General features: G+C 38.4%; 22 protein-coding genes. 11 read left to right on the top strand and 11 right to left on the bottom strand.

Annotated elements, in window-relative coordinates:
• Positions 1-9: 9 nt before the first annotated feature.
• The 10 genes from BN30_RS08070 to BN30_RS08025 all read right to left on the bottom strand — a co-directional run bounded on the left by BN30_RS08070 (position 10) and on the right by BN30_RS08025 (position 8782).
• Positions 10-810 (bottom strand): metallophosphoesterase, encoded by an 801-nt coding sequence (locus BN30_RS08070; RefSeq protein WP_019215003.1) that lies wholly within the window; start codon positions 808-810, stop codon positions 10-12.
• Positions 807-2696 carry a tRNA uridine-5-carboxymethylaminomethyl(34) synthesis enzyme MnmG gene (gene mnmG, locus BN30_RS08065; RefSeq protein WP_019215002.1) on the bottom strand — a complete coding sequence of 630 codons (1890 nt, stop codon included), beginning with the start codon at positions 2694-2696 and terminating at the stop codon, positions 807-809. Before mnmG ends, BN30_RS08070 begins: the two co-directional genes overlap by 4 nt.
• Positions 2697-2714: 18 nt before the next feature.
• Positions 2715-4070, bottom strand: a complete 1356-nt coding sequence (gene mnmE / locus BN30_RS08060; RefSeq protein WP_019215001.1) for a tRNA uridine-5-carboxymethylaminomethyl(34) synthesis GTPase MnmE — start codon at positions 4068-4070, stop codon at positions 2715-2717.
• A 215-nt stretch (positions 4071-4285) separates the two neighbouring features.
• Positions 4286-5047, bottom strand: coding sequence for an RNA-binding cell elongation regulator Jag/EloR (jag, locus tag BN30_RS08055; RefSeq protein ID WP_019215000.1), 762 nt, complete (start codon positions 5045-5047; stop codon positions 4286-4288).
• Positions 5037-5744, bottom strand: a complete 708-nt coding sequence (locus BN30_RS08050; protein WP_019214999.1) for a YidC/Oxa1 family membrane protein insertase — start codon at positions 5742-5744, stop codon at positions 5037-5039. Before BN30_RS08050 ends, jag begins: the two co-directional genes overlap by 11 nt.
• 38 nt (positions 5745-5782) lie before the next feature.
• Entirely contained in the window at positions 5783-5998 is a 216-nt protein-coding gene (gene yidD / locus BN30_RS08045) for a membrane protein insertion efficiency factor YidD (RefSeq protein ID WP_019214998.1), read from the bottom strand.
• Positions 5991-6341, bottom strand: coding sequence for a ribonuclease P protein component (gene rnpA / locus BN30_RS08040; protein ID WP_019214997.1), 351 nt, complete (start codon positions 6339-6341; stop codon positions 5991-5993). The genes yidD and rnpA overlap by 8 nt, the downstream gene beginning before the upstream one ends.
• Before the next feature lie 6 nt (positions 6342-6347).
• Positions 6348-6482, bottom strand: coding sequence for a 50S ribosomal protein L34 (gene rpmH, locus BN30_RS08035; RefSeq protein WP_019214996.1), 135 nt, complete (start codon positions 6480-6482; stop codon positions 6348-6350).
• A 164-nt stretch (positions 6483-6646) separates the two neighbouring features.
• Entirely contained in the window at positions 6647-6862 is a 216-nt protein-coding gene (locus BN30_RS08030; RefSeq protein WP_019214995.1) for a hypothetical protein, read from the bottom strand.
• Between the two features lie 582 nt (positions 6863-7444).
• On the bottom strand, positions 7445-8782 hold the full coding sequence (locus BN30_RS08025; RefSeq protein WP_019214994.1) for an ATP-binding protein: 1338 nt from the start codon (positions 8780-8782) through the stop codon (positions 7445-7447).
• Between the two features lie 1212 nt (positions 8783-9994).
• On the opposite strand from BN30_RS08025, the gene dnaA reads away from it, so the two are divergent.
• From dnaA to lipA, 11 genes are all read left to right on the top strand, one after another.
• Complete coding sequence (gene dnaA / locus BN30_RS08020) at positions 9995-11326, top strand: chromosomal replication initiator protein DnaA (RefSeq protein ID WP_019214993.1); 1332 nt, start codon at positions 9995-9997, stop codon at positions 11324-11326.
• A 584-nt stretch (positions 11327-11910) separates the two neighbouring features.
• Complete coding sequence (dnaN, locus tag BN30_RS08015; RefSeq protein WP_019214992.1) at positions 11911-13005, top strand: DNA polymerase III subunit beta; 1095 nt, start codon at positions 11911-11913, stop codon at positions 13003-13005.
• 39 nt (positions 13006-13044) lie between these two features.
• Complete coding sequence (locus BN30_RS08010) at positions 13045-13248, top strand: RNA-binding S4 domain-containing protein (protein ID WP_019214991.1); 204 nt, start codon at positions 13045-13047, stop codon at positions 13246-13248.
• Positions 13242-14342, top strand: a complete 1101-nt coding sequence (gene recF / locus BN30_RS08005; RefSeq protein ID WP_019214990.1) for a DNA replication/repair protein RecF — start codon at positions 13242-13244, stop codon at positions 14340-14342. Before BN30_RS08010 ends, recF begins: the two co-directional genes overlap by 7 nt.
• Positions 14332-16239: a DNA topoisomerase (ATP-hydrolyzing) subunit B gene (gene gyrB, locus BN30_RS08000; RefSeq protein WP_019214989.1), complete on the top strand. Its 1908-nt coding sequence runs from the start codon at positions 14332-14334 to the stop codon at positions 16237-16239. Before recF ends, gyrB begins: the two co-directional genes overlap by 11 nt.
• Positions 16240-16251: 12 nt before the next feature.
• A complete protein-coding gene (gene gyrA, locus BN30_RS07995; RefSeq protein WP_019214988.1) occupies positions 16252-18690 on the top strand; it encodes a DNA gyrase subunit A in 2439 nt (812 codons plus the stop codon).
• Between the two features lie 25 nt (positions 18691-18715).
• Entirely contained in the window at positions 18716-19030 is a 315-nt protein-coding gene (locus BN30_RS07990) for an STAS domain-containing protein (RefSeq protein ID WP_019214987.1), read from the top strand.
• On the top strand, positions 19027-19362 hold the full coding sequence (locus tag BN30_RS07985) for a hypothetical protein (protein ID WP_019214986.1): 336 nt from the start codon (positions 19027-19029) through the stop codon (positions 19360-19362). Before BN30_RS07990 ends, BN30_RS07985 begins: the two co-directional genes overlap by 4 nt.
• Positions 19359-20117 carry a SigB/SigF/SigG family RNA polymerase sigma factor gene (locus BN30_RS07980; protein ID WP_019214985.1) on the top strand — a complete coding sequence of 253 codons (759 nt, stop codon included), beginning with the start codon at positions 19359-19361 and terminating at the stop codon, positions 20115-20117. The genes BN30_RS07985 and BN30_RS07980 overlap by 4 nt, the downstream gene beginning before the upstream one ends.
• Positions 20114-21097 (top strand): lipoate--protein ligase, encoded by a 984-nt coding sequence (lplA, locus tag BN30_RS07975; RefSeq protein ID WP_019214984.1) that lies wholly within the window; start codon positions 20114-20116, stop codon positions 21095-21097. Before BN30_RS07980 ends, lplA begins: the two co-directional genes overlap by 4 nt.
• Positions 21098-21952 carry a lipoyl synthase gene (lipA, locus tag BN30_RS07970; protein ID WP_019214983.1) on the top strand — a complete coding sequence of 285 codons (855 nt, stop codon included), beginning with the start codon at positions 21098-21100 and terminating at the stop codon, positions 21950-21952.
• A 660-nt stretch (positions 21953-22612) separates the two neighbouring features.
• Here lipA and gltS read toward each other — a convergent pair.
• Positions 22613-23866, bottom strand: a complete 1254-nt coding sequence (gltS, locus tag BN30_RS07965) for a sodium/glutamate symporter (RefSeq protein WP_019214982.1) — start codon at positions 23864-23866, stop codon at positions 22613-22615.
• Positions 23867-24922 lie beyond the last annotated feature (1056 nt).

Genomic DNA, 24922 nt, shown 5'->3' with positions numbered 1-24922 from the left:
CGTGGAACATTATTTTCTTAAGTGTAGTAAAACTATCTCAGGCGGATTGTTTAGCCGCGGCACGAGCTTTAGTCCGCGCGCGAGGCCTCTCGAAACGACTTCGTATCTGCCGTTCGCCTCATATACGCCGCCAGCATACTTTGGAAATATTCCTTGGTTCGGCGCGAAAACTCCGTTATTTATAGGAGGTAGGCGCCATTGACCACCATGTGCGTGGCCTGCGATAATCAAGTCTGCGTTTAAGTCCTTAAACTCATCCTTCGTAAGTGGCTTATGCGAGAGAACTATGCGATAATCATGGCCATCTGTGTCGGAAGCAAGAGTGCGAGCCACATGCGCCGCATAATCTTTCATTCGCCAAGGGTGCCTGTCTCTAAAGCCCCAAATTTCTACATCTTTTTCATCTGCTTTGATAATGGCCTTGCCATCGTCCAAAACTTTGATGCCCATGGACGCGAGCTTATTCATGTGCAGCTCGGCCTTTCCGGAGATGATCTCGTTATTGCCTAAAATGTAGTAGCACTTGTATTTTTTAATGCCTTCTATAAATTCATATCCCTTTTTGTCGTCGATCTTGTCATCAAATATATCACCAGGCATTAGTATCGCGTCAAAGGGAATGCTATCGACTATATCAAGCAGCTCTCTTTGATTTTCTCCGAAGTCCATCGAGTGCAAATCCGATAAAATAAGTAGATCCATATCCACCGGTGCTTTTACTGTGTATTCAGAAACAACTAATTTTTTCTTCCACATGATGAAGAAGGCGAGTACCATTAGCGCGGCGAGTGCTATAATCACATAAATCATTTGCGTTTATTTACTTCCATATATATGATGATGTTGTTGATGTCGGCTGGCGAAACTCCGCTGATTCTCGATGCTTGACCAAGGTTTGACGGTCTAAACTTTTCGAGCTTTTCTTTTGCTTCGGTCTTTAGTCCCTTAACTAAGCTATAATCAAAGTCCTTAAGTGAACGCTCTTCCATCTTCAAAAAGTTCTCTATCTCTTTATTTTGCTTCTTGATGTAGCCATCGTACTTGACGATTGTCTCGAGCTCAAGTATTTCGTCCGGCTTATCTAGTGCGAGCTCCATAAACTTAGCGAGATTATTATAATGAATTTCTGGTCGGCGAAGCAGTTCTTCAAGTGTTACAGCCGTCTTAAGCGCTGTCGTTCCAAGGCTTTCAAGGTAAGCATTTGTCTCTTCCTTTGGGCCAATGGATTTCGATTTCAATTTTTCAAGCTCGTCATCGATGCGTTTCTTTTTAGCAAGCATGCGATTGTAACGCTCTTCGCTCGCAAGACCTATCTTATAAGCGTACTCTGTAAGACGCATGTCAGCGTTGTCCTGTCTTAGACTTAGTCTATATTCACAGCGGCTCGTCATCATACGATACGGCTCGTTTGTGCCTTTCGTAACGAGGTCGTCGATTAGAACGCCTATGTAGCCCTCGCTACGCTTGATAATAAAGGGATCCTTGCCCTCAAGCTTTAAGTAGCAGTTGATGCCTGCCATGATGCCTTGGGCGGCGGCCTCTTCATAGCCCGATGAACCATTGATTTGGCCCGCGAAAAATAGATTATCATGACTTTTGGACTCAAGATTAAGCTTTAGGGAAGTTGGGTCGATTGAGTCATATTCAATAGCGTAGGCGCTTCTCATAATCTCGGAGTGCTCAAGCCCCTCTATCATCCTATACATCTCGACTTGCATCTCCTCAGGAAGGGCAGTCGAAACGCCTTGGATGTACATTTCATCAGTATCCGTGCCCTCTGGCTCGATGAAAACTTGGTGCTGATCCTTGTCCTTAAAACGAAGAACCTTATCCTCTATACTTGGGCAATAGCGTGGTCCTTCGCCAGTTATGTCGCCAAGCGTCCTCGCCGAGCGATCCATGTGCGCCAAAATGTATTCGTGCATTGGCTTAGTAGTGTATGTTAGGTAGCAAACTGCTTGATCCTTGCGGATGGCGTCCGCCTCATTCATAAATGAGAAGGGGACTATGGTCTTGTCGCCCTCTTGTATAGCCATCTTTGACGTGTCGATGCTGCGCCTATGGACTCTAGCTGGTGTTCCAGTCTTCATTCTACGTAAATCAATGCCATTCTCATTTAAAGACGCTGATAGATAGCGAGCAGGGAAGCGGCCATCGGGCCCCGACTCGTAATTTAGCTCGCCCTCAAATATTCTTCCTTTAAGGTAGGTGCCTGTCGCCAAAATTACAGCCTTCGCCTCAAGTACAGCGCCTGTAGTCATGCGAACGCCAGTCGCTGTGCCATTATCAAAAAGAACTTCGTCCACTTCACCTTGGATTATGGTAAGGTTTGGCTCGTTTTCAAGCGTCTTTTTCATCGCGCGGTGGTAGGCCTGCTTATCTGCCTGAACGCGCAAAGAGTGCACGGCTGGGCCTTTTGAGGTGTTTAGCATACGCGACTGAGTGTAAGTTTTGTCGATGTTTTTCGCCATCTCGCCGCCAAGCGCGTCAATCTCACGAACGAGATGACCCTTGCCAGTGCCGCCAATGTTAGGATTGCAGCTCATCGCAGCGATTGCATCGAGGCTGATGGTGATGACCGCGGTTTTTTTGCCAAGGCGGGCAAGTGCAAGCGCCGCCTCGCAGCCAGCGTGTCCAGCGCCGACTACGACTGCATCAAACGTGCCTCTAATATATGTTTTTTCTCTTCTTTGCATAAAATCACTTCCTTTAGTCTATTTGCCGATGCAAAAGTTTTGAAAAATCTTATCAAGTATCTCGCTGTCGAGCTTCTCGCCAAGTATTTCAAGAAGGCTATCGAGCGCGCCTCTGATGTTGACTATGAGTAGATCGTAGACTTGTTTGTGCTCAGCATCATTTAATGCCTCGCTTATGGCTGAGTGCGCCTTATTTAAGAGATCCATCTCTCTGATATTGGCGTAAACTAGGTCATCTTGAGTAATTTCGCCACCTAAGAACATTTCTTTAATCATGTCCTTAAGCGCTTCGAAGCCTTCGCCAGTCTTTAGGCTCGTTAAAATGTATTTTGCATTTTGCTCGAAATGGTCTAGATACTCGCCGTTCTCGCCTTCGTCTACCTTATTTAATATATATATGTGTTTTTTTCCTTGAACCATGTCAATGATCTCTTTATCGCCGTCTGTCATAGGCTTTGAGTAATCAAAAACTGCTAGAACTAAGTCTGCGTCCTTGATTGCCTTCTTCGATATGGCGACACCCATGCGCTCAATTTCGTCCGATGCCTCACGAATGCCAGCCGTATCCATAAGTTTAAGGCTGATGCCCTCAAGGTCGATGTACTCGGTGATCATGTCACGTGTAGTGCCCTCGATATTTGAGACTATGGCAGTTTCTTCGCGGGTAAATGTGTTTAGAAGCGAGGATTTACCTACGTTTGGCACGCCGACTATGGACGTTTTGATGCCGTCCTTAATTAGAGTCGATGTAGATGCACGCTTGATGTGCTCTGCTAAGCTATTTTTAACGCTTTCCAAGGTATTAGTGATGCGCTCATAGCTAATTTCCTCTATGTCTTCTTCTGGATAATCGATAGCGACCTCGATGTTTGCAATGAGCATCTTAAGGCTATCTGCAAGGCCATTAATAAAGTCACGAACTGAGCCATCAAAAGCTTTTAAAGACAAATTATAGCTCATGTCGGTCTTGGCGTTGATCATATCAGCGACAGCCTCAGCCTGTGTGATATCGATTCTGCCGCCAATAAAGGCCTTCTTCGTAAATTCGCCGCGCTCAGCAAGTTCTGCGCCATTTTTTAGTAAGAGATTAAGTATCCTTCTTTGACTAATTACACTACCGTGCGAATAAATTTCGACCATATCCTCTGTAGTGTAGGTATTTGGCGCCTTCATAAACGTGATTAGAACTTCGTCCACGAATTCGTCCCCGTCGTAGATCCTGCCGAAATACATGTATTTATTTTTAAAATCATCTTTGCCGCTTGCCGAGCGAAAAATTTTATTCGCAATAGCAAAACTACCCGACCCGCTCATCCTGATGATGGCAATGGCGCCCGGCTGCATAGCAGTTGATATTGCACAAATCGTTCTCATTTCTTCTCCTTTTTTATTCTTTTTGTCTTCTTTTATCATATTAGTGCGTGATGCGTACACGCTATGTATTTTTTAATATAGATTTTAAATATCATTATTTAAAATAGCAAGAAAATTTATCAAAGTAAATTTTCTTTTTTATTCATCGTGGCAAATCCATTCACATAAACATTGTCATTAAGATAAATAAAAAAGAGGCTATATAAGCCTCCTAATTACTTCGCTATGATACAAACTCTTCTGTGAGGCTCGTTGCCCTCAGAAAATGTTTTTACGCCTTCAATACCTGCTAAGGTTTCGTGAACGATACGTCTGTCATAGCTAGTCATGTACTCTAATGAAACCTTAGTACCATACTTTCTAGCCCTTTCACAACCTTGTATAGCAAGCTCTCTAACTTTTTCTTGTCTTTTTTTTCTGTAATCTCCGATGTCGATGTAAAGCCTCTTAAACTCAGTCAAACTCTTGTTTAGCTGGATTTGCGCTATCGTGTTCATAGAGTCCAGTACAGAACCCTTTTTGCCGATAAGTTTCGATGTATCATCAGATGTTTCGCCATCGATAAAAACGCTTATCATCTCGTCAGACTCATTAATCTTGTACGAAGCCTTTACCTCAAATAGTCTTAAGAACTCGTCCAAGAAATTTTTTAATATCTTTATGTGCTCTTCATCAGCACTCACATGATTATCTTCATGGTGCTCATGATTTTCATCTTCTTCATGATTATGGTAGTGGTCATGTCCATGTTCATGCTCATGTCCATCTCCATGTTCATGGTCATGGCATCCGCAGTGAGATTCACTCACTTCTTCGTAAATAACCTCAATCACAGCGTCCTTTGCGCCGATACCTAAAAAGCCCTTAGTATCCTCATTTATAACATCAACAGTGAAATGCTCTCTACTCATACCAAGCTGAGTTTCAGCCTTCTTTATAGCGTCTTCAACAGTCTTTGCTTCAAATCTACTTTTCACTTACAATTACCTCCTCTTTCTTAATGATCCTATTTTGTACAAATTGTTGAATTGCAGCAAATAGGCTTGACACAGCCCAGTATAAAGCTAGGCCAGCAGGATATTTAATTGTAAAGAAAAATGTCATTAGTGGCATAAAATACTGCATTATGTTCATGGACTTCGCTTGCTGCTGGTCAGTCATGCCGACCTTTGGAGTAGTCACACTCATTAACAGAGTTACAAGCGTTGCAATTAGTGGAAGACCGTACCAATACGGATCAACTAAAGATAAATCCTTGATCCAGAAGAAAGTCTTTTGCATCGCAGCATACTTTGCTTCGCCAAACGCGTTAACAGCAGGATTTTGGCACACTTGGAAGAACGCAATCAAGATAGGGAACTGAACAAGTAGTGGAAGACAACCGCCAGTTATTGACGCGCCCTCTTTTCTGTAAAGCTCCATAACCTTTTGAGAAGCGATCTGTTGATCATATCCATATTTCTCTTGAATCTCCTTAACCTTAGGCTGCAAATCCGCAGTCTTCTTCATCTTCTTAGTAGAAGAAATTTGTAAGGGTAGAACCAATAATTTCACGACAACAGTCGAGATTATGATAGTCATCGCTAAAAACGAGAAGTTTGCAGGCTCCGCGCCCATGCTAGCAAGCTGATCATATATGAAATTAAAAAGGTAACCTAAAATTTTACCTAACATATAAATCCTCCTAACGATAAATAAAGCCTAAAGGAAAACTATACAAGCGGGTCATAGCCGCCCTTCGACCATGGATTGCATCTTAAAACCCTTTTTACAGACAAATACAAGCCTTTGAAAAAACCATATTTTTCAAAAGCTTCCATCGCATACTCAGAGCAAGTTGGAGTGAAAATACAGCTGGGCCTCTTGTGAAAAATCTTATGTGCCACAAAGCGGTAAAATTTCACCAATAAAACCATAATCCTACTCATAAGCTTTATCCTTTAAAACATTTATTTTTCTTAACAAAGAAAGAAATCTTTTTCTAATCTTGTAGAAATCGTAGTCACAAACAGAGGGTTTAACCGAAATAACGATGTCATAAGACTTTTCAAAATCATTTTGATTAGCTTCGATAATCGCCTTTAGCCTTCTTTTTAATAAATTCCTCTTATTCGCCTTGCCGTACTTTTTACTTATAGCAAAACAAAACCTAGGGTGATCTAGATTGTTATTGCGGTAATATATTGTAAACGACTCGTTAAAGGCCTTCTTTTTAGACAAGAAAACCCTGTTAATATCTACTTTCTTTCTTAAACTCAAATATCTTTGCATAGCTAATTATGCAGATAATTTCTTTCTTCCTTTTAATCTTCTTCTTCTTAAGACATTTCTACCAGACTTAGTTGCCATTCTTTTTCTAAAACCATGTTCAACTTTTCTTTGTCTTTTCTTAGGTTGATAAGTTCTCTTCATTTATATACACCTCCTATAGTACATAAACTCCTATAGTAATTATAATTAATTAGATGCGCTTTGTCAAGAGAAAATTTTGAAAATATTAATATAATAGATAAATTATGCGTATGGCAGAGCCATTTTATAAAAAAAAGAAGCCTTAAAAAAGACTTCTATGTAAACTAATTCTTTAATGATGCTTTATAAATTGCGTCGAAAATTTGAGAAATAGTTAGAATTGAAAATATTAAAGACGCAGCCTTGCAGTAAATAACAGCATCAGGCATGACATTTTCTTCAAGGCAAAAAACACCCGGATTAAAATACAATAGCAAGAATAGTCCCGCAACGATCAGCTTGAGTATGGTGTACTCAAAAAAAGTAATTTTCTTGTTCATGATAAACCTCCCTTGATTATAACTTTATTATAACACAGTATGGGACGTGGTGCAAGATGATTTTAAAGGGGATTATGGTAGGGCGCTTTTAGTTGATCGAGTAACTTTATAAAATTTTCCGCTTAGTATGATCAAAATATTGATTACACTTAAAATTTTTACATCGAGCAAATTTAGAAAAGTGATTTTTATTTTCTATGTACATTTAAGATCAAAATTTTCTTTTCACAATTAAATAAAAGAAAAGTGCTTTTACAGAGCGAAGCCTTCGGAGAAAACTGCCCTAATTTCTTAGCGAAACGAACCGCCCGTGGGCTCATCTAGTGAAACGAATATGAGACCACAGGTGAGTAAGCTTAGAAATTATCAGTTTTCGTAGACGTAGCGAGCTATGAAAAGCCGTAAGTTTAATCAAATCGACGTTCGCTATGCTCCGTCTCTTTGTAAACTCTGGCATAAGGCATGCATAGCCAATCGAACATCGCTAACACTCGTTCTCTTGGTGCATGGACTTAACGCTTTTCGTTAGCAATTGCAATTTTAATCACTTTTCTATATAAAAAGAAATTTTCAATGCAAATTTTATATTTCATCCAAAAACTGAGTATAATACACCGGCAAATACTCTATATCTCCCTCTTTAAGATAATCTTTTGTGTATATAACAAAACTTTTTCCTATCCTTGACCTATATTTATCTATAAATACATCCAAGGATTTATGCGCCTTGTAGCCTGATGACTTCACTTCTATAGGGTAGATTTTATTGCCACTTGAGATAAGAAAGTCTAGTTCATAAGTCTTTTTAATATCTTCGTCGTAGCAAGTATTGAAGTAAAGCTCGTAGCCTAGAGACTTAAGCGACGTCGCAACTGCATTTTCATAGAGCATGCCAAGATTAACCTCTGATTTATTAGATAGCAATTTTTTATATATTTCATTCTTTGTAAATGGCTTATCCATAAACATTAGCGTAACAAAAAGGCCAGTGTCTGAAAGATAAAGTTTGAACTTGTTTATGTCTTTAGTCAAGGCAAGCGATGCGCTTGGATCGGTGCTATTGTATGAGGCGAGTACTGTTTTTGACTCGATAAGCTCTCTAATCTCGTCTTGAACCGTGCTTGGTCTTTCATTTTTTAAGACAGATGAAATTTTATATGAGCTTGTGTGCCTTGATAATTCTGAAGGGATGTTTTTGTATAGATCAGATGTAAAACCCCTGCCGTCAAGTTTATAAAAATCGTCTAGGTACAAGGTGATTATATTTCTCTTCACCATATCAACTTCTTCAAGATTATTGCTTTCAATATACTTAAGAACAGCTTGAGGCATACCTCCAACTAGCATATAAAGCCTAAATTTTAAAAGCATCTTGCGGCTTGCAGCTTCACCTAGACTAGTTCCATTCAAAAAGCACTCTCTTAAAATGTCATTACTAGCTGTATCGCCTGTAGCCCAAAGAAATTCTTCAAAGTCCATAGGATACATGCTTAATTTTTCTTCCTCGCTCGGTATTAAAATATTCTCAACATTCTTTCTGATTGATATAAGCGAGCCCGTCTCGATGTAGTCGTATTTACCGTCTTCAACCAAGAGTTTTATAGCTTGCCTAGCCTTTGGACAAAATTGCACTTCGTCAAATATAATCAAAGAATTTCTCTCAAAAAGCTTAGTATTGAACAATAGTTGCAGCTGCATGAATAGATAATCAGTACTACTTAAGTCATCAAATAAACTTTTCAAGTCTTTACCAGCTCGTGAAAAATCTATAAGAATATAGCTTTCATATTCATTCTTTGCAAATTCTTCTACTATAGTTGATTTACCGATACGTCTTGCACCCTCAATAAGTAGAGCAGTGCTGCCTTTGGACCTTATTTTCCACTCAAGCATCTTAGCATAAATTTTTCTTTTAAACATAGTTTCACCTCAAACCCGACAATTCTTTTTGGCGTTTTTACCACAAACCCGACAATTCTTTTTCGCACTTTTTCTGCAAACCCGACAATTGTTTTTCTTAATTATACCACAAACCCGACAATTGTTCAAGAAATTTTATCGTGGATTATAGTTTAGCGGGGATAATAGTGGGGTAGGTCTTTTTATTTAATTTTACTTAAATTAAAAATGCCAGACAATGTCTGGCAAATTGCTAATGGTTTTCTTCTTATATAGAAAAGTGATTTAGTTTTGCGATTAATTCTCGAAAAGTGTATTGCACATCGAAAAGTGTTTTCCTTCGCTTGCTACGTCTACATAAATTGTTAATTTCTAAACTCGATGTCTTGCGAATCCATATCCGTTCGCTTCGCTCAGCTAGATGGATTCGCGGGCAGACATCTTCGTTAAGAAATTAATGCAATTTATTCCGAAGGCTGCGCTCGTGAAAATCACTTTTCTCACTAATTGCAATTTGCTCAGATGCGTCACTTCGTCAATTACACTTTTCTTTTAATAGATAGTGAATACAAAATATTGATCTAAAATAAAAACCATTTATAATAAATCACTTTTCTTATGTTGATCTAAATATTTATTTTACTACAATTATTTTTTTTCATCCTAAGAGGTATTATTTTATTATTAGCCTTGAAAGATATGACAAAATAAAAATTCATAAGCATTTTGGAGTATCTTCCAAGGAGCTTTTGTAAGTAATTTTACTTGAGATAGAAATTTTGCTTTTGAAAATGATTTTGCTAGTGCTAAGAAAAAATTATTATAAAATGAATCTATTTTAACAAACACGCGTCAAATGATTAATAGAAATATCAATCTAAGTGTAAAACAGAACTATAAAAATCGATCTACGTGCAAAACGACTTTTGAGAAATGAGTAGAAGCGCAAAACCATTATCGTGGCAAATCCATTCACAACTTATTCACAATTAAAAAAAATAAATGTTGATAATTTTTTTATTTGTTGATATAATATAAAAGACATAGAAAATAGCGAAGATATTATCATGTATCTTGTTAATAATCTGTGGATATCCTGTGGAAATGTGTATAAAAATAAAACTTATCCACAGAAAACATATATTTTTTTATGCACAATGGGTTTTTAGTAAAAATACATATACAGACAGATTCCTGTGGATAAATTATCCACATTGGACGGAGGTAAGAAATATGAACAACGCAAAGTCTCTATTTGCAACGTGCTTGGAGGCGCTTAAGGAGGACATTGCTCTAAATAACATAGATCTGTGGATTAGTGTTTTGGAACCGCTTGCTCTTGAAGATGGTGTTTTGGTACTTTTGGCTCCAAATATTTTCATAAAGAGTATAGTTGAGTTCAATTACAAGGACATTATTAAACGCAGGCTTGTATCGATGAATGTAGGTGTGAGTGATGTCAAGGTTTTTGAGCCTTCTCAAGGATACGATTATAAGCAAAGTGTTGAGGAAACATCGCAAAAAACTGGGGATATAATTCCGAATTTGAATCCATATTTCACGTTTAACAGGTTTATTCCAGGCGATGCGAACCTTTATGTTTTTGAAAATTCTAAGAGAATAGCGGAAAATCCTGGTCTTTTATACAATCCTTTTTTCCTTTTTGGTAAAACTGGTCTAGGAAAGACTCATCTTATCAATGCAATAGGCAATAAGATGCTAAAGGATCATAAGGATTTTAGGCTTTTATATATTACGAGTGAAGACTTCACGAATGAGCTTATTGCCTCTTTACAGAACAAAACTATGCGCGAATTTAAGGAAAAGTATCGCTCTTTGGACTGCTTGATTATTGACGATATTCAGTTTTTGTCGTACAAGGATCAAACGCAAGAGGAGTTTTTCCACACTTTTAACGCGCTATACACTATGAATAAGCAGATAATTATCGCATCGGATAGGTCTCCTAGTGATATTAAAAATATTCAAGATAGGATTATCAGCCGATTTGAGAGTGGTTTGACTATTGAGGTTAAGCAGCCGCCTCTTGAGACGCGTATCGCGATTTTGAGGGCGAAGGCGGATGAGGAACACTTAAATGTCTCTGATGATGTGCTTGAATATATTGCAAAACGTGCTAAACAGAACATTCGTCAGCTTGAGGGCGCTCTTCTTGCTGTTAAGGCTGCTTCTGAACAGGAGGACGGCAGAAAGCTTGATATCAGTGTAGATTTGGCGAAGGACGCTCTTGATTTTATGAGTCAAAGTGAAGAAAAAGAGATCACCATCGACTCGATTAAGGATGCGGTTGCTAAATATTTTAACATCACTGTTGATGATATAAATTCTAAGAGAAAGAACTCTGATATAGCAATTCCAAGGCAGATAGCGATGTATTTTGCACGTGTAAATACTGATTTATCTTATCCAAAGATTGGGGAAGCTTTTGGCGGACGCGATCACTCTACTGTGATATATGCTTATGAAAAAATATTGAAGGAAAAGAAAACTAAGCAGGGTATGAGGGACGCAGTTGAGGCTTTGGAAAAAATCATCTGTGGATAAGTCCTTTTATATGAACATTTTATTCAGAAGACCTGTGGATAAATATTGATGATAAATGCAAATTTGATTAACTTATCCACAATTATACAGGACCTACTACTATTACTCTTTATTAATATTATTGTTATAGAAAAATGGGTTTTGTAAAAAATAGCTCTAAGAAAAAATGTTTATTGAATAAAAAGCTTTTATAAATAAAATTTAAGTGAATAAATTTTCTAATATATAAAGAAGAAAAAATAAAATTTTAATAAATCAAAATATAATATATATATAGAATGGAAAAAATATATTAATGTGGAAAAATTTTGATCATTTAGTATATATTAATTGAAGGGAAAAAGAAATATAACTACTACGGAATTATTTGATAGTATCAAAATAAGTATTAATATTTAATTTCGTAGGAAAAATGCGTAAATTTAACGAAGTTGATAATTTTTTGGAGTGAGTCGTATAAAAATATGTCGCAACGACGAAAAATTTGAAACGAGTTAAAGAACACATTTGAAGAACCTCGTCCACAAATGGACGAGAACCTTGGTGCTAAGCACGAACAAGAAAGTGAATATTGAGGTGATTAGATGAAGTTTATTATTGACAAAGACCAATTTTTAAAACATATCACAATCGCTCAAAGGGCTATCTCTCAAAGAAGTCCTCTTGAAATTCTTGAAGCGATTAAAATTACTGCAGCAAATGAAAGAATTAGACTAGTTTCGACTGACACTGAATTAACTATCATAAGTGAGTGTCCATGCACAGTAGTCGAAGACGGTACTTGCTGCTTTTCTAACAAGCTTCTTTCTGACATTGTTAGAAAGGTGCCATCTGGCGATATCAGCTTTACATCGAACGGTGACGACGTTGAGATCAAGGCCAAATTCTCGAAATTCGAGCTAAAGAGCATGCCTCACGACGATTATCCAGAGATTGACACGCACTACAGTTTGGACAAGTCTGTGAAATTAACTATGAAAGAGCTAAATAAAATTATCAAGAAAACATTATTCTCAACTAGTCAAGACCAAGCGAGACCAACGCTTTGCGGTGTTTATTTTAAATTTGAAGATGGCGTATTGAGCGCGGCAAGTCTCGATGGTTACAGGATTAGCTCCTTAAAATTTAATGTAGATGTCAAGGAGAATAGCTCATTTATCGTTCCTTACAGAACTTTAGCTGAAATTCAAAAGATGCTTGACGATACTGACGATATCGTGGAAATAACTTACGCAAGAGACAAGGCTGTCTTTAAAATAGACAGAGCACTACTATATACAAGGCTTATTGAAGGCGACTTTTTCAACTACGAAGAAGTATTTGCAAGTGAGGATTACACTACTGTTGAGATAAATAGGATGGATCTTATCAATGCCATCGAAAGAGTTTCTTTAATCGGTTTTGAGGACAGAATCAGTCTTATTGTCATGGATTTTAAGGACAATAATTTAAACATCGCTGCATCGAACGAAATCGGCAGCGCGACTGACGACATCATGGTGGAAAAAACTGGTGACGATATCAAGATTGGCTTTAACGGCCGCTATGTGCTTGAAGGTCTAAAGGCGATGAGCGCGGATAAGCTTACACTTAAGCTATCTGAAAGCATCAGGCCTATGAAGATTTACGAGGGCGAGGAGTATCGCTACCTTGTTTTACCTGTAAAAATGCAAGCATAATTTAGTATTTATAATTATAGATGAGAATAGGTGAGAATTATGAAGTTTAAGCTAGAAGATGAATATATTCAGTTGCAAAATGTTTTGAAGGTTTGCGCAATTGTTGATAGCGGCGCCATGGCGAAAAATATTATCCAAGATGGCTTGGTTAAGGTCAATGGCGAGGTCGAAACGCGCAGAGGAAAAAAGATCAGAGTAGGTGACGTGGTCACAGTATTTGACGAAAGTATCGAGATATGTTAAAGAGTTTAAAGCTTGTAAATTACAGAAGTTTCTCGAAATTGTACTTAAAGTTTCATCCTAAAAAGAACATAATTTTGGCTAACAATGCAAAGGGCAAATCGAATGTGATTGAGGCGATATACATGCTCAGCTTTTTGAAGAGTTTCAGAACTGAGCGAAATGCGGAGCTTATAAAGTTTGGAAATGCGTCGAGCTATGCATCTTTTGAGTATCTGGCAAATGATATTTTAAATAGAATCGAGATTACTATTGAGCCCAAGGGCAAGCTCGTTAAGCAAAATGACAAGATGATCAAGAATGCAAAGGAGTACAATCAAAGGTTTGAAGCGGTTCTTTTTGAGCCTTTTGATTTAAATATACTAAAAGGCGCTCCAGGACTTCGCAGAAAGTACATCGACAGCATCTTGACGAGGCTTTCGCCATCGTATCGCGATGAACTCTTGAGCTACAATAAAGTCCTTATGAATAGAAATAAGGCTTTAAAAATGTACAAGGATAAAAATTCTTTAAAGGCTATACTAAAGTCCTACGATACGCAGCTTATCACGCTTGGTGCGGCTCTGGTAGAAAAGAGAAAAACTTTTACTGAGAATTTCAACACCATTTGCAAGGATATACACAAGGAATTAAGCGGAACAGATGAGCTAAATATCGAGTACAAGAGCAATATTGACATAGAAAAGGATATTAAAAAGGCTTACGAAGAGGCATTTAATGCCAATATTGACAAGGATATCGATAGAAAATCGACTGCCTTGGGCCCTCACAGGGACGACTATGCCATAAGTATAAATGAAAATGAGGCGAGAAAATTTGCCTCTCAAGGTCAGCTAAGGACTGCGATGCTATCTATGAAGATCGCTGAACTTAAGATGATTAGAAGCTTTAACAAGGATGTAACGCTTCTTTTGGACGATGTTTTTTCTGAGCTTGACAAAAAAAGAAAGAAATATCTGCTTGATGCTGTGGGTGATATGCAAGTAATATTCACACTTCAAGACATGGATGACATAAAAGATTTAATTGACGACGATTATTTAATTATAAAATTAGAAACGAATGAAATGATTTACGGAGGAAGAAATGGAAGATAAGAATTATAATGCGGGTAGTATTCAGGTCCTTGAAGGACTTGAACCCGTTAGAAAAAGACCGGGTATGTATATCGGTTCAACTGGCACAAAGGGACTTCACCACTGCGTCATGGAGGTTATGGATAACTCCATCGACGAAGTTTTGGCTGGTAGAGCAGATACTGTCAAGGTAGTTATATACAAGGACGGAAGCATATCTATAGAGGACAACGGCTCGGGTATACCAGTTGAAGTCCATCCAAAGACTGGCAAATCGACTTTGGAGACAGTACTGACTGTTTTGCATGCGGGCGGTAAATTTAACAACGACGCATACAAGGTATCAGGCGGTCTTCACGGTGTTGGTGTTTCATGCGTTAACGCTCTTAGCGAATGGCTGATAGCGACTGTAAAGCGCTCTGGCCACATATATGAACAACACTTTGCTAGAGGTAAGGCACAAGGCGACATACAAGTAGTTGGCGACACAAAAGAATCAGGTACAACAATACAATTCATGCCGGATTCTGAAATTTTTGACACAACTGAATTTTCTAAAGAAGTTCTAGTAACTAAGTTTAGAGAAGTTGCCTTCCTTAATAAAGGCGTTAGAATTACTTTAATAGACGAGAGAGAAGAAGAGCCACAAGAGGAAGTATTTCACTACGAAGGCGGTATCAAGAGCTTTGTTGAGTACATCAACCGCAGCAAAAACGCCATCAGCGATGATATCATCTATTTCGATAAGTCCATGGAGGACTGCGAGCTAGAAATTGCAATGCAATATACTGATGGTTATTCGGAAAACGTTTTAACCTTCGCAAATAACATACACACAACAGAAGGCGGCTACCATTTGACAGGTTTTAGAAACGCTTTAACAAGAGCGCTTAATGATTATGGTAGAAAAGCCAACATTATCAAGGAAAAAGAAGATAATCTTTCTGGCGATGACGCGAGAGAGGGTTTAACAGCCATTGTCTCGGTTAAGCTTAAAGAGCCACAATTTGAGGGACAAACTAAGTCAAAGCTTGGTAATAGCGAGGTTCAAGGTATTGTAAATACTACATGTTATCAAGAACTTATTGACTATTTCGAGCTTCATCCGCAAGAAGGAAAGAAGATTATAGAAAAGGCAATATCTGCGCAAAGGGCTCGTGAAGCGGCTAGAAAGGCGCGTGACCTATCCAGAGGTAAAAGAAGTGTCTTGGATAACACGACTCTACCGGGCAAATTGGCGGATTGCCAATCAAATGACAACCATGAGACTGAGATATTCATAGTCGAAGGGGACTCAGCCGGCGGATCAGCTAAGCAAGGCAGAGACAGAAAATTCCAAGCAATACTTCCTTTAAGAGGTAAAATTCTTAACGTAGAAAAGGCAAGACTAGATAGGATACTTGCTTATGAAGAGATAAAGGCGATGATAACTGCCTTTGGTACAGGTATTGACACAGAATTTAACATAGAAAAGCTTAGATATGGCAAGATCATCATCATGACCGATGCCGACGTCGACGGCGCTCACATCAGAACACTTTTACTAACATTCTTCTTTAGACACATGAGAGAGCTTGTTGACGATGGACACATCTACATCGCTCAGCCACCACTATATATGGTTAGCAAAAACAGAAAAGAGTACTACGTATATGACGATGACGAGCTTGAAGCGCTATTAAAAGAGATAGGCAGAGACAACTACACTATTCAGCGTTACAAAGGTCTTGGTGAGATGAACCCTGAACAGCTTTGGGAGACTACCATGGACCCAGAACACAGAATTTTATTAAGAGTTAATGTTGATGACGCTGTTAATGCCGACGAGATATTCTCCATGCTAATGGGTGACAAGGTAGAACCGAGAAGAGAATTTATTGAAAAGAACGCAAAATACGCGTCTAACTTAGATATATAATGAGGTAATAAGATGACAGATGAAGTAATTTTAAAAGATAAACAATTTAAGGACGTCAATGTCGAGCACGAGATGAAGAATAGCTACTTGAGCTATGCGATGAGCGTTATCGTTTCAAGAGCGCTTCCTGACGTAAGAGACGGTCTAAAACCGGTTCACAGAAGGATACTTTACTCGATGAACGAACTTGGCATCACACCGCAAGGCCAGTACAGAAAATCCGCCAGAGTAGTCGGCGACGTACTTGGTAAGTACCACCCACACGGTGATACAGCGGTTTACGACGCTATGGTTAGACTTGCACAAGACTTCAACACAAGATATTTACTAGTTGATGGCCACGGTAACTTCGGCTCAGTCGATGGCGATGGCGCTGCTGCGATGCGTTACACTGAAGTAAAGATGACAAAGATCGCAATGGAGATGCTTCGTGACATAAACAAAGACACAGTCGATTACATGCTAAACTTCGACGAGACAACTAAGGAGCCAGTTGTGCTTCCATCACGCTTCCCGAACCTTCTTGTCAACGGTTCATCAGGTATAGCCGTTGGTATGGCAACAAACATGGCGCCACATAATCTAAAAGAAGTTATAGACGCTTGTATTGCCTACATCGAAGACAAGGACATAGATGCCCTAGGACTTATGAAGTACATCAAGGGACCGGACTTTCCTACAGGCGCTCTTATTATGGGTAAAGACGGCATAAAAGAAGCCTACAGCACAGGCAGGGGCCGTATTTTACAAAGAGCACTTTGTGAGATAGAAGAGAAAAAGGGCAGAGAAAAGATCATAGTTAGAGAGCTGCCTTATCAAGTAAATAAAGCAAAACTTATACAAAAGATAGCCGAACTTGTTAGAGATAAGAAAATTGAAGGCATATCAGACATCAGAGACGAGTCCGATAGAGATGGCTTAAGAGTAGTTATAGACATAAAGCGTGATCAAAGCGCAAACATTGTACTAAACAATTTATATAAGCTAACACAAATGCAAAATACCTTCGGTATAATCAATCTAGCACTTGTTAATGGCGAGCCAAAGGTACTTACACTAAAAGAACTTATCGAGTACTACATCATGCACCAATACGAGATCATCACTCGCAGAACACGCTATGACCTTGCAAAAGCAGAGGCTAGAGCGCACATCGTAGAGGGACTTCGTATTGCACTTGACCATATCGATGAAATAATCAAGGTAATCAGAGGTTCTAAAGACGATAAAACAGCTGTTAATGAGCTGATGACTAGATTTAAGCTATCTGAAATACAAGCCAATGCCATCTTGGAGATGAGACTTAAGAGATTAACAGGACTTGAAAGAGACAAGCTTGAAGAAGAATACCTTGAACTAATAAAATTAATTAATCAATATAAGGAAATACTTGGCTCAGAAAGACTTATCTACGGAATTATCAAAGATGAGCTTATAGAGATAAGAGACAAGTACCAAGATTTAAGAAGAACAAGAATCATGCCAGACCCAGGCGAGATCGATACCATAGACATGATAGAGGATGAAGACGTTGTAATCACTCTAACACACTTTGGTTACATCAAACGTATGCCAGAGGGCGCATACAAGATGCAAAAGAGAGGCGGTAGAGGCGTTCAAGGCATGCAAAGACGTGAAGAGGACTTCGTTGAGGACATCTACGTAGTATCAACACATGACGATTTACTTTTCTTCACAGACAAGGGCAGAATTTATTCACTAAAAGCCTACGAGATACCAGAAAGTTCGCGTCAAGCAAGAGGACTTGCCATAGTAAACCTTGTTCAGCTTGAAAAAGATGAGAAGATCTCAGCCATCATCCCACTTAAGAAAGATGAGGAAGGCGGCTACTTATCAATGCTTACAGAAAAAGGTATATACAAGAGAACTAGCCTTGACGAGTTCAAAAACATCAGCAAGAGAGGACTTAAGGCGATAAATCTTAAGGACGATGACAAGGTTATAGGCGTTAGAAGAACTTCAGGCGATGAGAAGATTGCCTGCGTTACAAAACAAGGTAAGATACTTATCTTCGACGAAAAAACTACTAGAGCCATGTCAAGAACAGCGATGGGCGTTATTGCGATGAAGCTAAATAAAGATGATAGCATAGTCTCAATCGAAGTCGCTAGAAAGGACACATCCCTACTTATGATCACTGAACACGGCTACGGAAAGAAGACAGCCTTTGAGGAATTTAAGGTACAAGCTAGAAATGGTAAGGGTATGATCTGCTACAAAGTCACTCAAAAGACAGGACCTATAGTTGTTGCAAAATCTGTGGAAGAAGAAGATGAGATCATGATTATCTCACTTAAAGGCGTTATTATCAGGATAGACAGTGACAGTATAAGTGAATTAGGAAGAAACACACAAGGAGTTATACTTATGAAGCAAGCGGACGATAAAGTTGCCAGCGCATCAAAGTTTGTCTCCTCAGTTGAAGAATAGAATATTAGAATGATAGGAGGTTTATATGTTTGATTTAAACTTAATCTATGAAGGAGATCACTACCTAATCGAGCTAATAGGCGACCTAGACATATATAACAACAAAAAATTCAAAGAAAAATTAGCCGACATCTACGAAGACCTTGATAAGGACATAGTTGTCGACTGCTCAAAGCTTGAATACATCGACTCAACAGGCCTTGGTAGCTTTATAAGTCTATTAAAATTAACAAGAGACGAAGAAAAAGAAATTACAGTGAAAAATCTAAAGAAAAACATCAAAAAAGTATTCAAAATTACCGATTTAGATAAATTATTTAACATAGGAGACGAAGAATGATATTTACACTCGATATAGAAAACCAGGAAAATTATCTTTCTATGTTTAGGCTCCTTGTCAGCAAGGTCATGGCAGAGGAAAATTACAAATTTGACGAGATAGAAGACACAAAAGTAGCCGTTGGCGAGATGGCTCTTATTGCTCACGCCATCAACAAAGACAGGCTAAAGATGGATATCAAACTCAAAGAAAAGTCGATGATCATCACCATCTATCTAGATAAGTATCCAGAGGACGAGGCCTTCGAGATGAACTTTGACATCATAAATGCTTTATCAGAGGCCATGCTTAAACAGGACGATAGAATTGAGATCATAAGGACAAGACCATGACAAAGGCGAAGAAGAAAGACGACATTCAAGAGCTTTTTGAAGAGTACGCAAAGACGCACGATCAGGCGCTGAGAGATAAACTCATCGAAAAAAATCTATATATAGCCGAGATACTCGCAAAGAAATTTATAGGTAAGGGCATAGATTATGACGACATCTTTCAGATAGCCTCGCTTGGACTGATACTCGCAGTCGAAAGATACGAGCCAAGCCGCGGATTTAAGTTCTCTAGCTTCGCTACGCCTACAATTCTAGGCGAGATCAAAAGATATTTCAGAGACAAAGGCTGGACAATCAAGGTGCCACGCCGCGTTCAAGAGAATACGAAAAAAGTTAAAGATGCCTATCATCATTTATCAGTGGTCAATGGTGAAGTGCCTACAGTTAAGGAAATAGCGGATTTCTTAGGCATTGACACGGACGAAGTTTTGCTTGCGATGGATGCGGGCAAAGTTTATACACCGCAGTCGATTGATTACGAGATAGGTACAGATGACAAAAAGACAGCACTTTCAGACATTATAGGTGACGACGACCAAAGCTTTAAAGACTTTGAAGATAGAGAGCAGCTCGATAGTTTGATGAAAAATCTTTCAAATACCGAAAAAGAGATAGTTAGAAAGAGATTCTTCGAGCAAAAAACACAGCTAGAGATAGCAAACGAGCTAGGCCTATCACAAATGAGCGTTTCGCGTATAGAGAAAAAAGCGCTTAAAGAGATCAAAAAACATGCTAAAAGGGAGGACTTTTATTGATATTCATAGACAACCAATCCCGAGATGGCGCGTATAATCACGCACTCGAAGAGTATTTAATCAAAAATTTAAAAAGAGAGCTGTTCATGATTTGGCAAAATGACAACACAGTTTTGCTAGGCAGAAATCAAAATCCATACAAAGAAGTAAACTGGGATTATATGAAAGAGATCGGCGCAAAGCTAGTTAGAAGGCCATCAGGAGGCGGCTGCATCTATACAGATAAAAACATCGTGCAGTACACCATAATCACGAAAAAAGAAGAAGACTCACTAAGGAAATTCACCGAGCCAGTTGTAAATTATCTAAACGAAAAAGGCGTAAAAGCAGAATTCACCGGCAGAAACGACATCATCGTAGATGGCAGAAAAATTTCAGGCAACGCACAGTACAAAGACAGAGAGCTCATGATACACCACGGAAGCATCATTTATCAGGATAGCTCCATTGACATAGGAAAACTACTTACACCAGCAAAGCTAAAACTTGCGAAAAAGTCATTAACAAGCGTAAAGAGCCGCATCACAAGCCTTAAATCCATGATGAATATGGATATTGCCATGTTTATAGAAGAGCTAAAAAATTATATCAAAAACTATTATCATATAGATGAAAATTATGTTTTGAGCGCAGACGAGCTAGAAAAAGTAGAAGAAATCAGAAAAAATAAATATGCGTGCGATGAGTGGACATACGGCCGCTACGGCAAATTCGATAAAGTGCACTCATTTATGAACGACGCTTGCGTGATGGATATCTATTTGAAAGAAAAAAATAATGTAATAGAAGACATCCGCATAGACGGCGACTATTTTGGCGAAAAAGCAAAAGAAGATTTGGAAAATATTTTTGTGGGCGTAAAATTAGAAAAAGATGATTTAATCGGGGCACTCTCGGGTATTGATATGAGTGAATACATCGAGGGCATCACAAAAGATGAACTTGCAGAAAATATTTTAAAAACGAAATCAGGTGATTAAATGCAAGAGAGAAATTATATAAGAAAGCCAGATTGGCTAAGAATAAAGGTTACAGGCGACAAGAACAACGACGAGATCGAGCACATGCTAAAGGATCTGAAGCTAAACACCGTTTGTAAAGAGGCAAATTGCCCGAACAAGATGGAGTGCTACAAATCGAGAACAGCGACATTCATGATACTTGGCGAGAATTGTACCCGCAATTGCAGATATTGCAACGTCACTACGAAAAAGCCAGAAGAAGTCGATCCGCATGAACCAGAAAATTTGGCGAAAGCAGTCAAGATACTTGGACTAAGGCACGCAGTTATTACCTCAGTTACAAGAGATGACCTTCCCGATGAAGGCGCATCGCAGTTTAGAGACGTAATCAGATGGGTTAGAAAATTAAATCCCGAAACAACAGTCGAAGTTTTGATACCAGATATGCACGCGAAAAAAGACTTACTTGACATAGTTATGGACGAAAAGCCAGATATACTAAACCACAATATCGAGACCATAGAGAGACTATTCCCAGAAGTGCGTAAAGAAGGAAACTTCAAAGAATCCATCGAAGTCATTAAATACGCTAAAGAGAAAGGACTTAAGACAAAGTCGGGATTTATGGTAGGACTAGGCGAGACAAAAGAAGAAGTTTTGGATTTAATCAAAGAGCTTTACGAAGCAGGCTGCGATTATATTACCATAGGACAATACTTAAGACCAAGTTTGAAACATTATGAGGTAAAGAGATACGTGCATCCAGATGAATTCTTCGAGTATGAAGATTACGCAAAGAGCATAGGAATTAAGAAGATAGCTGCGGGACCGTTTGTAAGAAGCTCATATAAAGCAGCCGACATGGTCGAATAATTTCTGTTCTTTCTTGTTCAATTTGCACCTAAGGCTCATTCCTTTTTTGGCAATGCTCAACTTATTTCGCATTAAGTTGAGCCCTTTTGCTAGTTTCGAATTTTTTGTCGCTGCGGAGTGCGCATTTGCACACCTCGTTCCAAAAAATTCTGTACAACGCATAGCGTAAAGGTTCTCGGCCATTTATGGTCGAGGTTCTTCAATCATCTCAACTTCTCTGCGAACTAAGCGTTTGAGTGACTTTGTATAGTATTATTAAAAATTCACTTCTCCGCATCCATCACTTTGCTCTGCAAAATAACTAGAAATTAAAGACAAAAAATTGACAAAATTTCTATTTCGAAATCATCACTTTTTATCTAAGAAAGAAGTAATATGTATTTTGCAAAAGAAAAGAATAAAATAGCAAAAAAAGAAAATTTATTCACATAAATTTTCTTGCGCTTCAAAATGCTTGCGCATTTTAAATATAAAAAATAATGGATATAGATTAATTTCTATATCCATTTTTGTATATTTAGTAAAATTACTATCATAAGCAAAATTTCTTAATTAACGAAAAGCGCAAATCCATTTACCCCGAGCAAATTTCGCAAAATAAGAAACCCACTAAAAACTTGTACCCTCCTTACTGGTTTGTCCAGTAAAGAGGGTACTATTTTATCTAAAGTTTTGCGCGATATTCAAAAATACGGTTATAGAAATCGAGTTGATTATGTCGATTGCGAAGGCTCCAACCATTGGCAAGACAAAGTATGCCTTTGGTGATGGGCCAAATCTTTCAGTGATTGAGTCCATGTTGGCGATGCCGTTGTATGTTGCACCCATACCGAAGCCGCAAAGGCCGCCGGACAAAACAGCCGCGTCGTAGTTTTTACCCATAACCCAGTAGTTGATAAAGTACGCGTACACAGCCATAAGCACAGTTTGCGCAAGTAAAATTACGAGCATAGTGCCGGCAACGTCCTTTAAGTCAAGAAGGTTTATGTCGATCAGAGCCATTACCAAGAAAATGTTTAAGCCGACGTCACCGCAGATGGAGTTGGCTCTTTCATCAACAGCGAACTTCGAGCCTTTCTTGCCGATGGTGTTGACGAAGATGCCTGCAAGAATCATCGCTGTTACATAACTAGGTAGGCTCAATGGATTACCAAGTATGCTTACATTGTTTTTGATGAGAACTTGTAGTATCGAACCGAGACCTACAGATACGAAGATGAGACCTAATACCTTGATAAAGTCAAAGGCGTTTAGTGGAACAAGCTCTTTATAGCTAGATCCAGCGTTAACCTTTTCGAGACTCTCCAAAACATTATTCTCAGAGCTGTTATTGTATGTAGGCTTAGCCAAGTGATTTTTTCTAATAAGCATAGAACCGATAGGTCCACCTATAACAGAGCCCATAATTACACCGAAAGTTGCCGCCGCCATACAGAAAGTTGACGCATTAAATAGGCCGTGCTCCTCAAAAGTGCTTCCCCAAGCGCCAGCAGAGCCGTGACCACCAACCATAGTAACCGAACCGCAAATAAGGCCAAGCAGCGAATCTACCCCTATAACTTTGCACATGAAAATGCCAAGGACATCTTGAAAAATAACTAAAAACGTTGCTACAAGTAAGAAATAAACAAAACCCTTGCCGCCCTTCTTAAGCGTGTCGAGATCGGCTCCAACGCCGATAGATGTGAAGAAGACCATCATGAAAGGATCTTTAAGAGTGTTGTCAAAAACAAAAGTACATAGCCCCGTAAGAGCTAAGACAAACCTAATGATAGCGAATAAAAAACCGCCAATAACAGGTGCAGGGACACAAAAAGTCTGGAAAAATTTAACCTTCGTTCTGATAAATTTCCCCACCAAAAAAACCAAGATAGCAAAGCCAACCGTTTGCATTACATTAAATGAAAGAATCATTTAATAAACCTCCTTATTAAAGATTGCCTCTCCTATCTACAAGAATAATTATAACATAAAAATTGTAAAATGCAAGAGTAATTATAAATAAAAGTATTACAAATATGTAATTTTTGTATATTGAGTGAAGGTGACAGAGTATAAAAAAGACTACACAGATAAAATGTGTAGTCATTATTTATAGTTTAATTGAGCTTGTACATCGAAAAGCATATTCTCTCGCTTGCTGCGTTTATGGAGGATGTCTTAGTCATCGAAAAGTGTATTACTCGTGACTTAGGCTTCTCAAATTGGAAATTTCTAAAAGCTCGTTCGCTTGAAAATCCATATTCGTTCGCTACGCTCAGCTAGATGGATTCAACGGCCGTCATTGCGCTAAATTTGCATTAAATCAAGCCCTTTTGCTAGTTTCGAATTATTTTGTCGCTGCGGAGTGCGATTGCACACCTTACTCCAAAAAATTCTGTACAACGCAAAATCATCTTGATTTTTTTGCAAATTACGAAATTAAAACAGTTTTCTCCGAAGGCTGCGCTCGTGAAAATCAATTTTCTAATTATTAGATCTAAGTCTAGTAATTCTCTTATAATAAATAGACTACACGGATAAAATGTGTAGTCATTATTTATCTCATCAAAAAATCTATCATAAGCAAATTTTTTAAAATAAGTAACGTGTCAAAATTTATACTTCGCATCAATTTTGCAAAATAGCTTGATGATTGGGACGAAGTGGACTTTCGCGCAAAATTTCTATTCTTTCTCGTTCAAACTGCGTCTGAAGCTCGTTCGTTTTGTTGACAATGCTCGAGTACATTTGTACACTGCGCTTGTCAAAAAACTCCACTTCGCCTCATCCATCACTTTGCTCCGAGAAATAATTAGAAATTTTAAATAAACATATTTAGTTTAATTAAAAAGTTTATCGAGAAGCGAACGAGTTCCAGGCGCAAGCTAGGTGCGAAATTTTTCTTCCTTTATATATATACTATAGATAGTACTAAATAAATACACATTACACAATTGTAAAAATATTTTTAAAAAATTTTAAAAAAGT

This window comes from Fenollaria massiliensis (assembly GCF_000312505.2).
Classification (GTDB): Bacteria; Bacillota; Clostridia; order Tissierellales; family Peptoniphilaceae; genus Fenollaria; species Fenollaria massiliensis.
This window is presented reverse-complemented; position numbering and strand designations above follow the sequence as displayed.

What these genes read in the sequence shown, in the direction of transcription:
- BN30_RS08030 (WP_019214995.1), bottom strand. Translation starts at nt 6,862, where the DNA reads ATGAACAAGAAAATTACTTTTTTTGAGTACACCATACTCAAGCTGATC.
- gltS (WP_019214982.1), bottom strand. Translation starts at nt 23,866, where the DNA reads ATGATTCTTTCATTTAATGTAATGCAAACGGTTGGCTTTGCTATCTTG.
- BN30_RS07985 (WP_019214986.1), top strand. Translation starts at nt 19,027, where the DNA reads ATGATATTTACACTCGATATAGAAAACCAGGAAAATTATCTTTCTATG.
- recF (WP_019214990.1), top strand. Translation starts at nt 13,242, where the DNA reads ATGTTAAAGAGTTTAAAGCTTGTAAATTACAGAAGTTTCTCGAAATTG.
- mnmG (WP_019215002.1), bottom strand. Translation starts at nt 2,696, where the DNA reads ATGCAAAGAAGAGAAAAAACATATATTAGAGGCACGTTTGATGCAGTC.
- rnpA (WP_019214997.1), bottom strand. Translation starts at nt 6,341, where the DNA reads ATGCAAAGATATTTGAGTTTAAGAAAGAAAGTAGATATTAACAGGGTT.
- BN30_RS07980 (WP_019214985.1), top strand. Translation starts at nt 19,359, where the DNA reads ATGACAAAGGCGAAGAAGAAAGACGACATTCAAGAGCTTTTTGAAGAG.
- BN30_RS07990 (WP_019214987.1), top strand. Translation starts at nt 18,716, where the DNA reads ATGTTTGATTTAAACTTAATCTATGAAGGAGATCACTACCTAATCGAG.
- gyrA (WP_019214988.1), top strand. Translation starts at nt 16,252, where the DNA reads ATGACAGATGAAGTAATTTTAAAAGATAAACAATTTAAGGACGTCAAT.
- BN30_RS08010 (WP_019214991.1), top strand. Translation starts at nt 13,045, where the DNA reads ATGAAGTTTAAGCTAGAAGATGAATATATTCAGTTGCAAAATGTTTTG.
- dnaA (WP_019214993.1), top strand. Translation starts at nt 9,995, where the DNA reads ATGAACAACGCAAAGTCTCTATTTGCAACGTGCTTGGAGGCGCTTAAG.
- rpmH (WP_019214996.1), bottom strand. Translation starts at nt 6,482, where the DNA reads ATGAAGAGAACTTATCAACCTAAGAAAAGACAAAGAAAAGTTGAACAT.
- mnmE (WP_019215001.1), bottom strand. Translation starts at nt 4,070, where the DNA reads ATGAGAACGATTTGTGCAATATCAACTGCTATGCAGCCGGGCGCCATT.
- BN30_RS08025 (WP_019214994.1), bottom strand. Translation starts at nt 8,782, where the DNA reads ATGTTTAAAAGAAAAATTTATGCTAAGATGCTTGAGTGGAAAATAAGG.
- gyrB (WP_019214989.1), top strand. Translation starts at nt 14,332, where the DNA reads ATGGAAGATAAGAATTATAATGCGGGTAGTATTCAGGTCCTTGAAGGA.
- BN30_RS08070 (WP_019215003.1), bottom strand. Translation starts at nt 810, where the DNA reads ATGATTTATGTGATTATAGCACTCGCCGCGCTAATGGTACTCGCCTTC.
- yidD (WP_019214998.1), bottom strand. Translation starts at nt 5,998, where the DNA reads ATGAGTAGGATTATGGTTTTATTGGTGAAATTTTACCGCTTTGTGGCA.
- dnaN (WP_019214992.1), top strand. Translation starts at nt 11,911, where the DNA reads ATGAAGTTTATTATTGACAAAGACCAATTTTTAAAACATATCACAATC.
- BN30_RS08050 (WP_019214999.1), bottom strand. Translation starts at nt 5,744, where the DNA reads ATGTTAGGTAAAATTTTAGGTTACCTTTTTAATTTCATATATGATCAG.
- lipA (WP_019214983.1), top strand. Translation starts at nt 21,098, where the DNA reads ATGCAAGAGAGAAATTATATAAGAAAGCCAGATTGGCTAAGAATAAAG.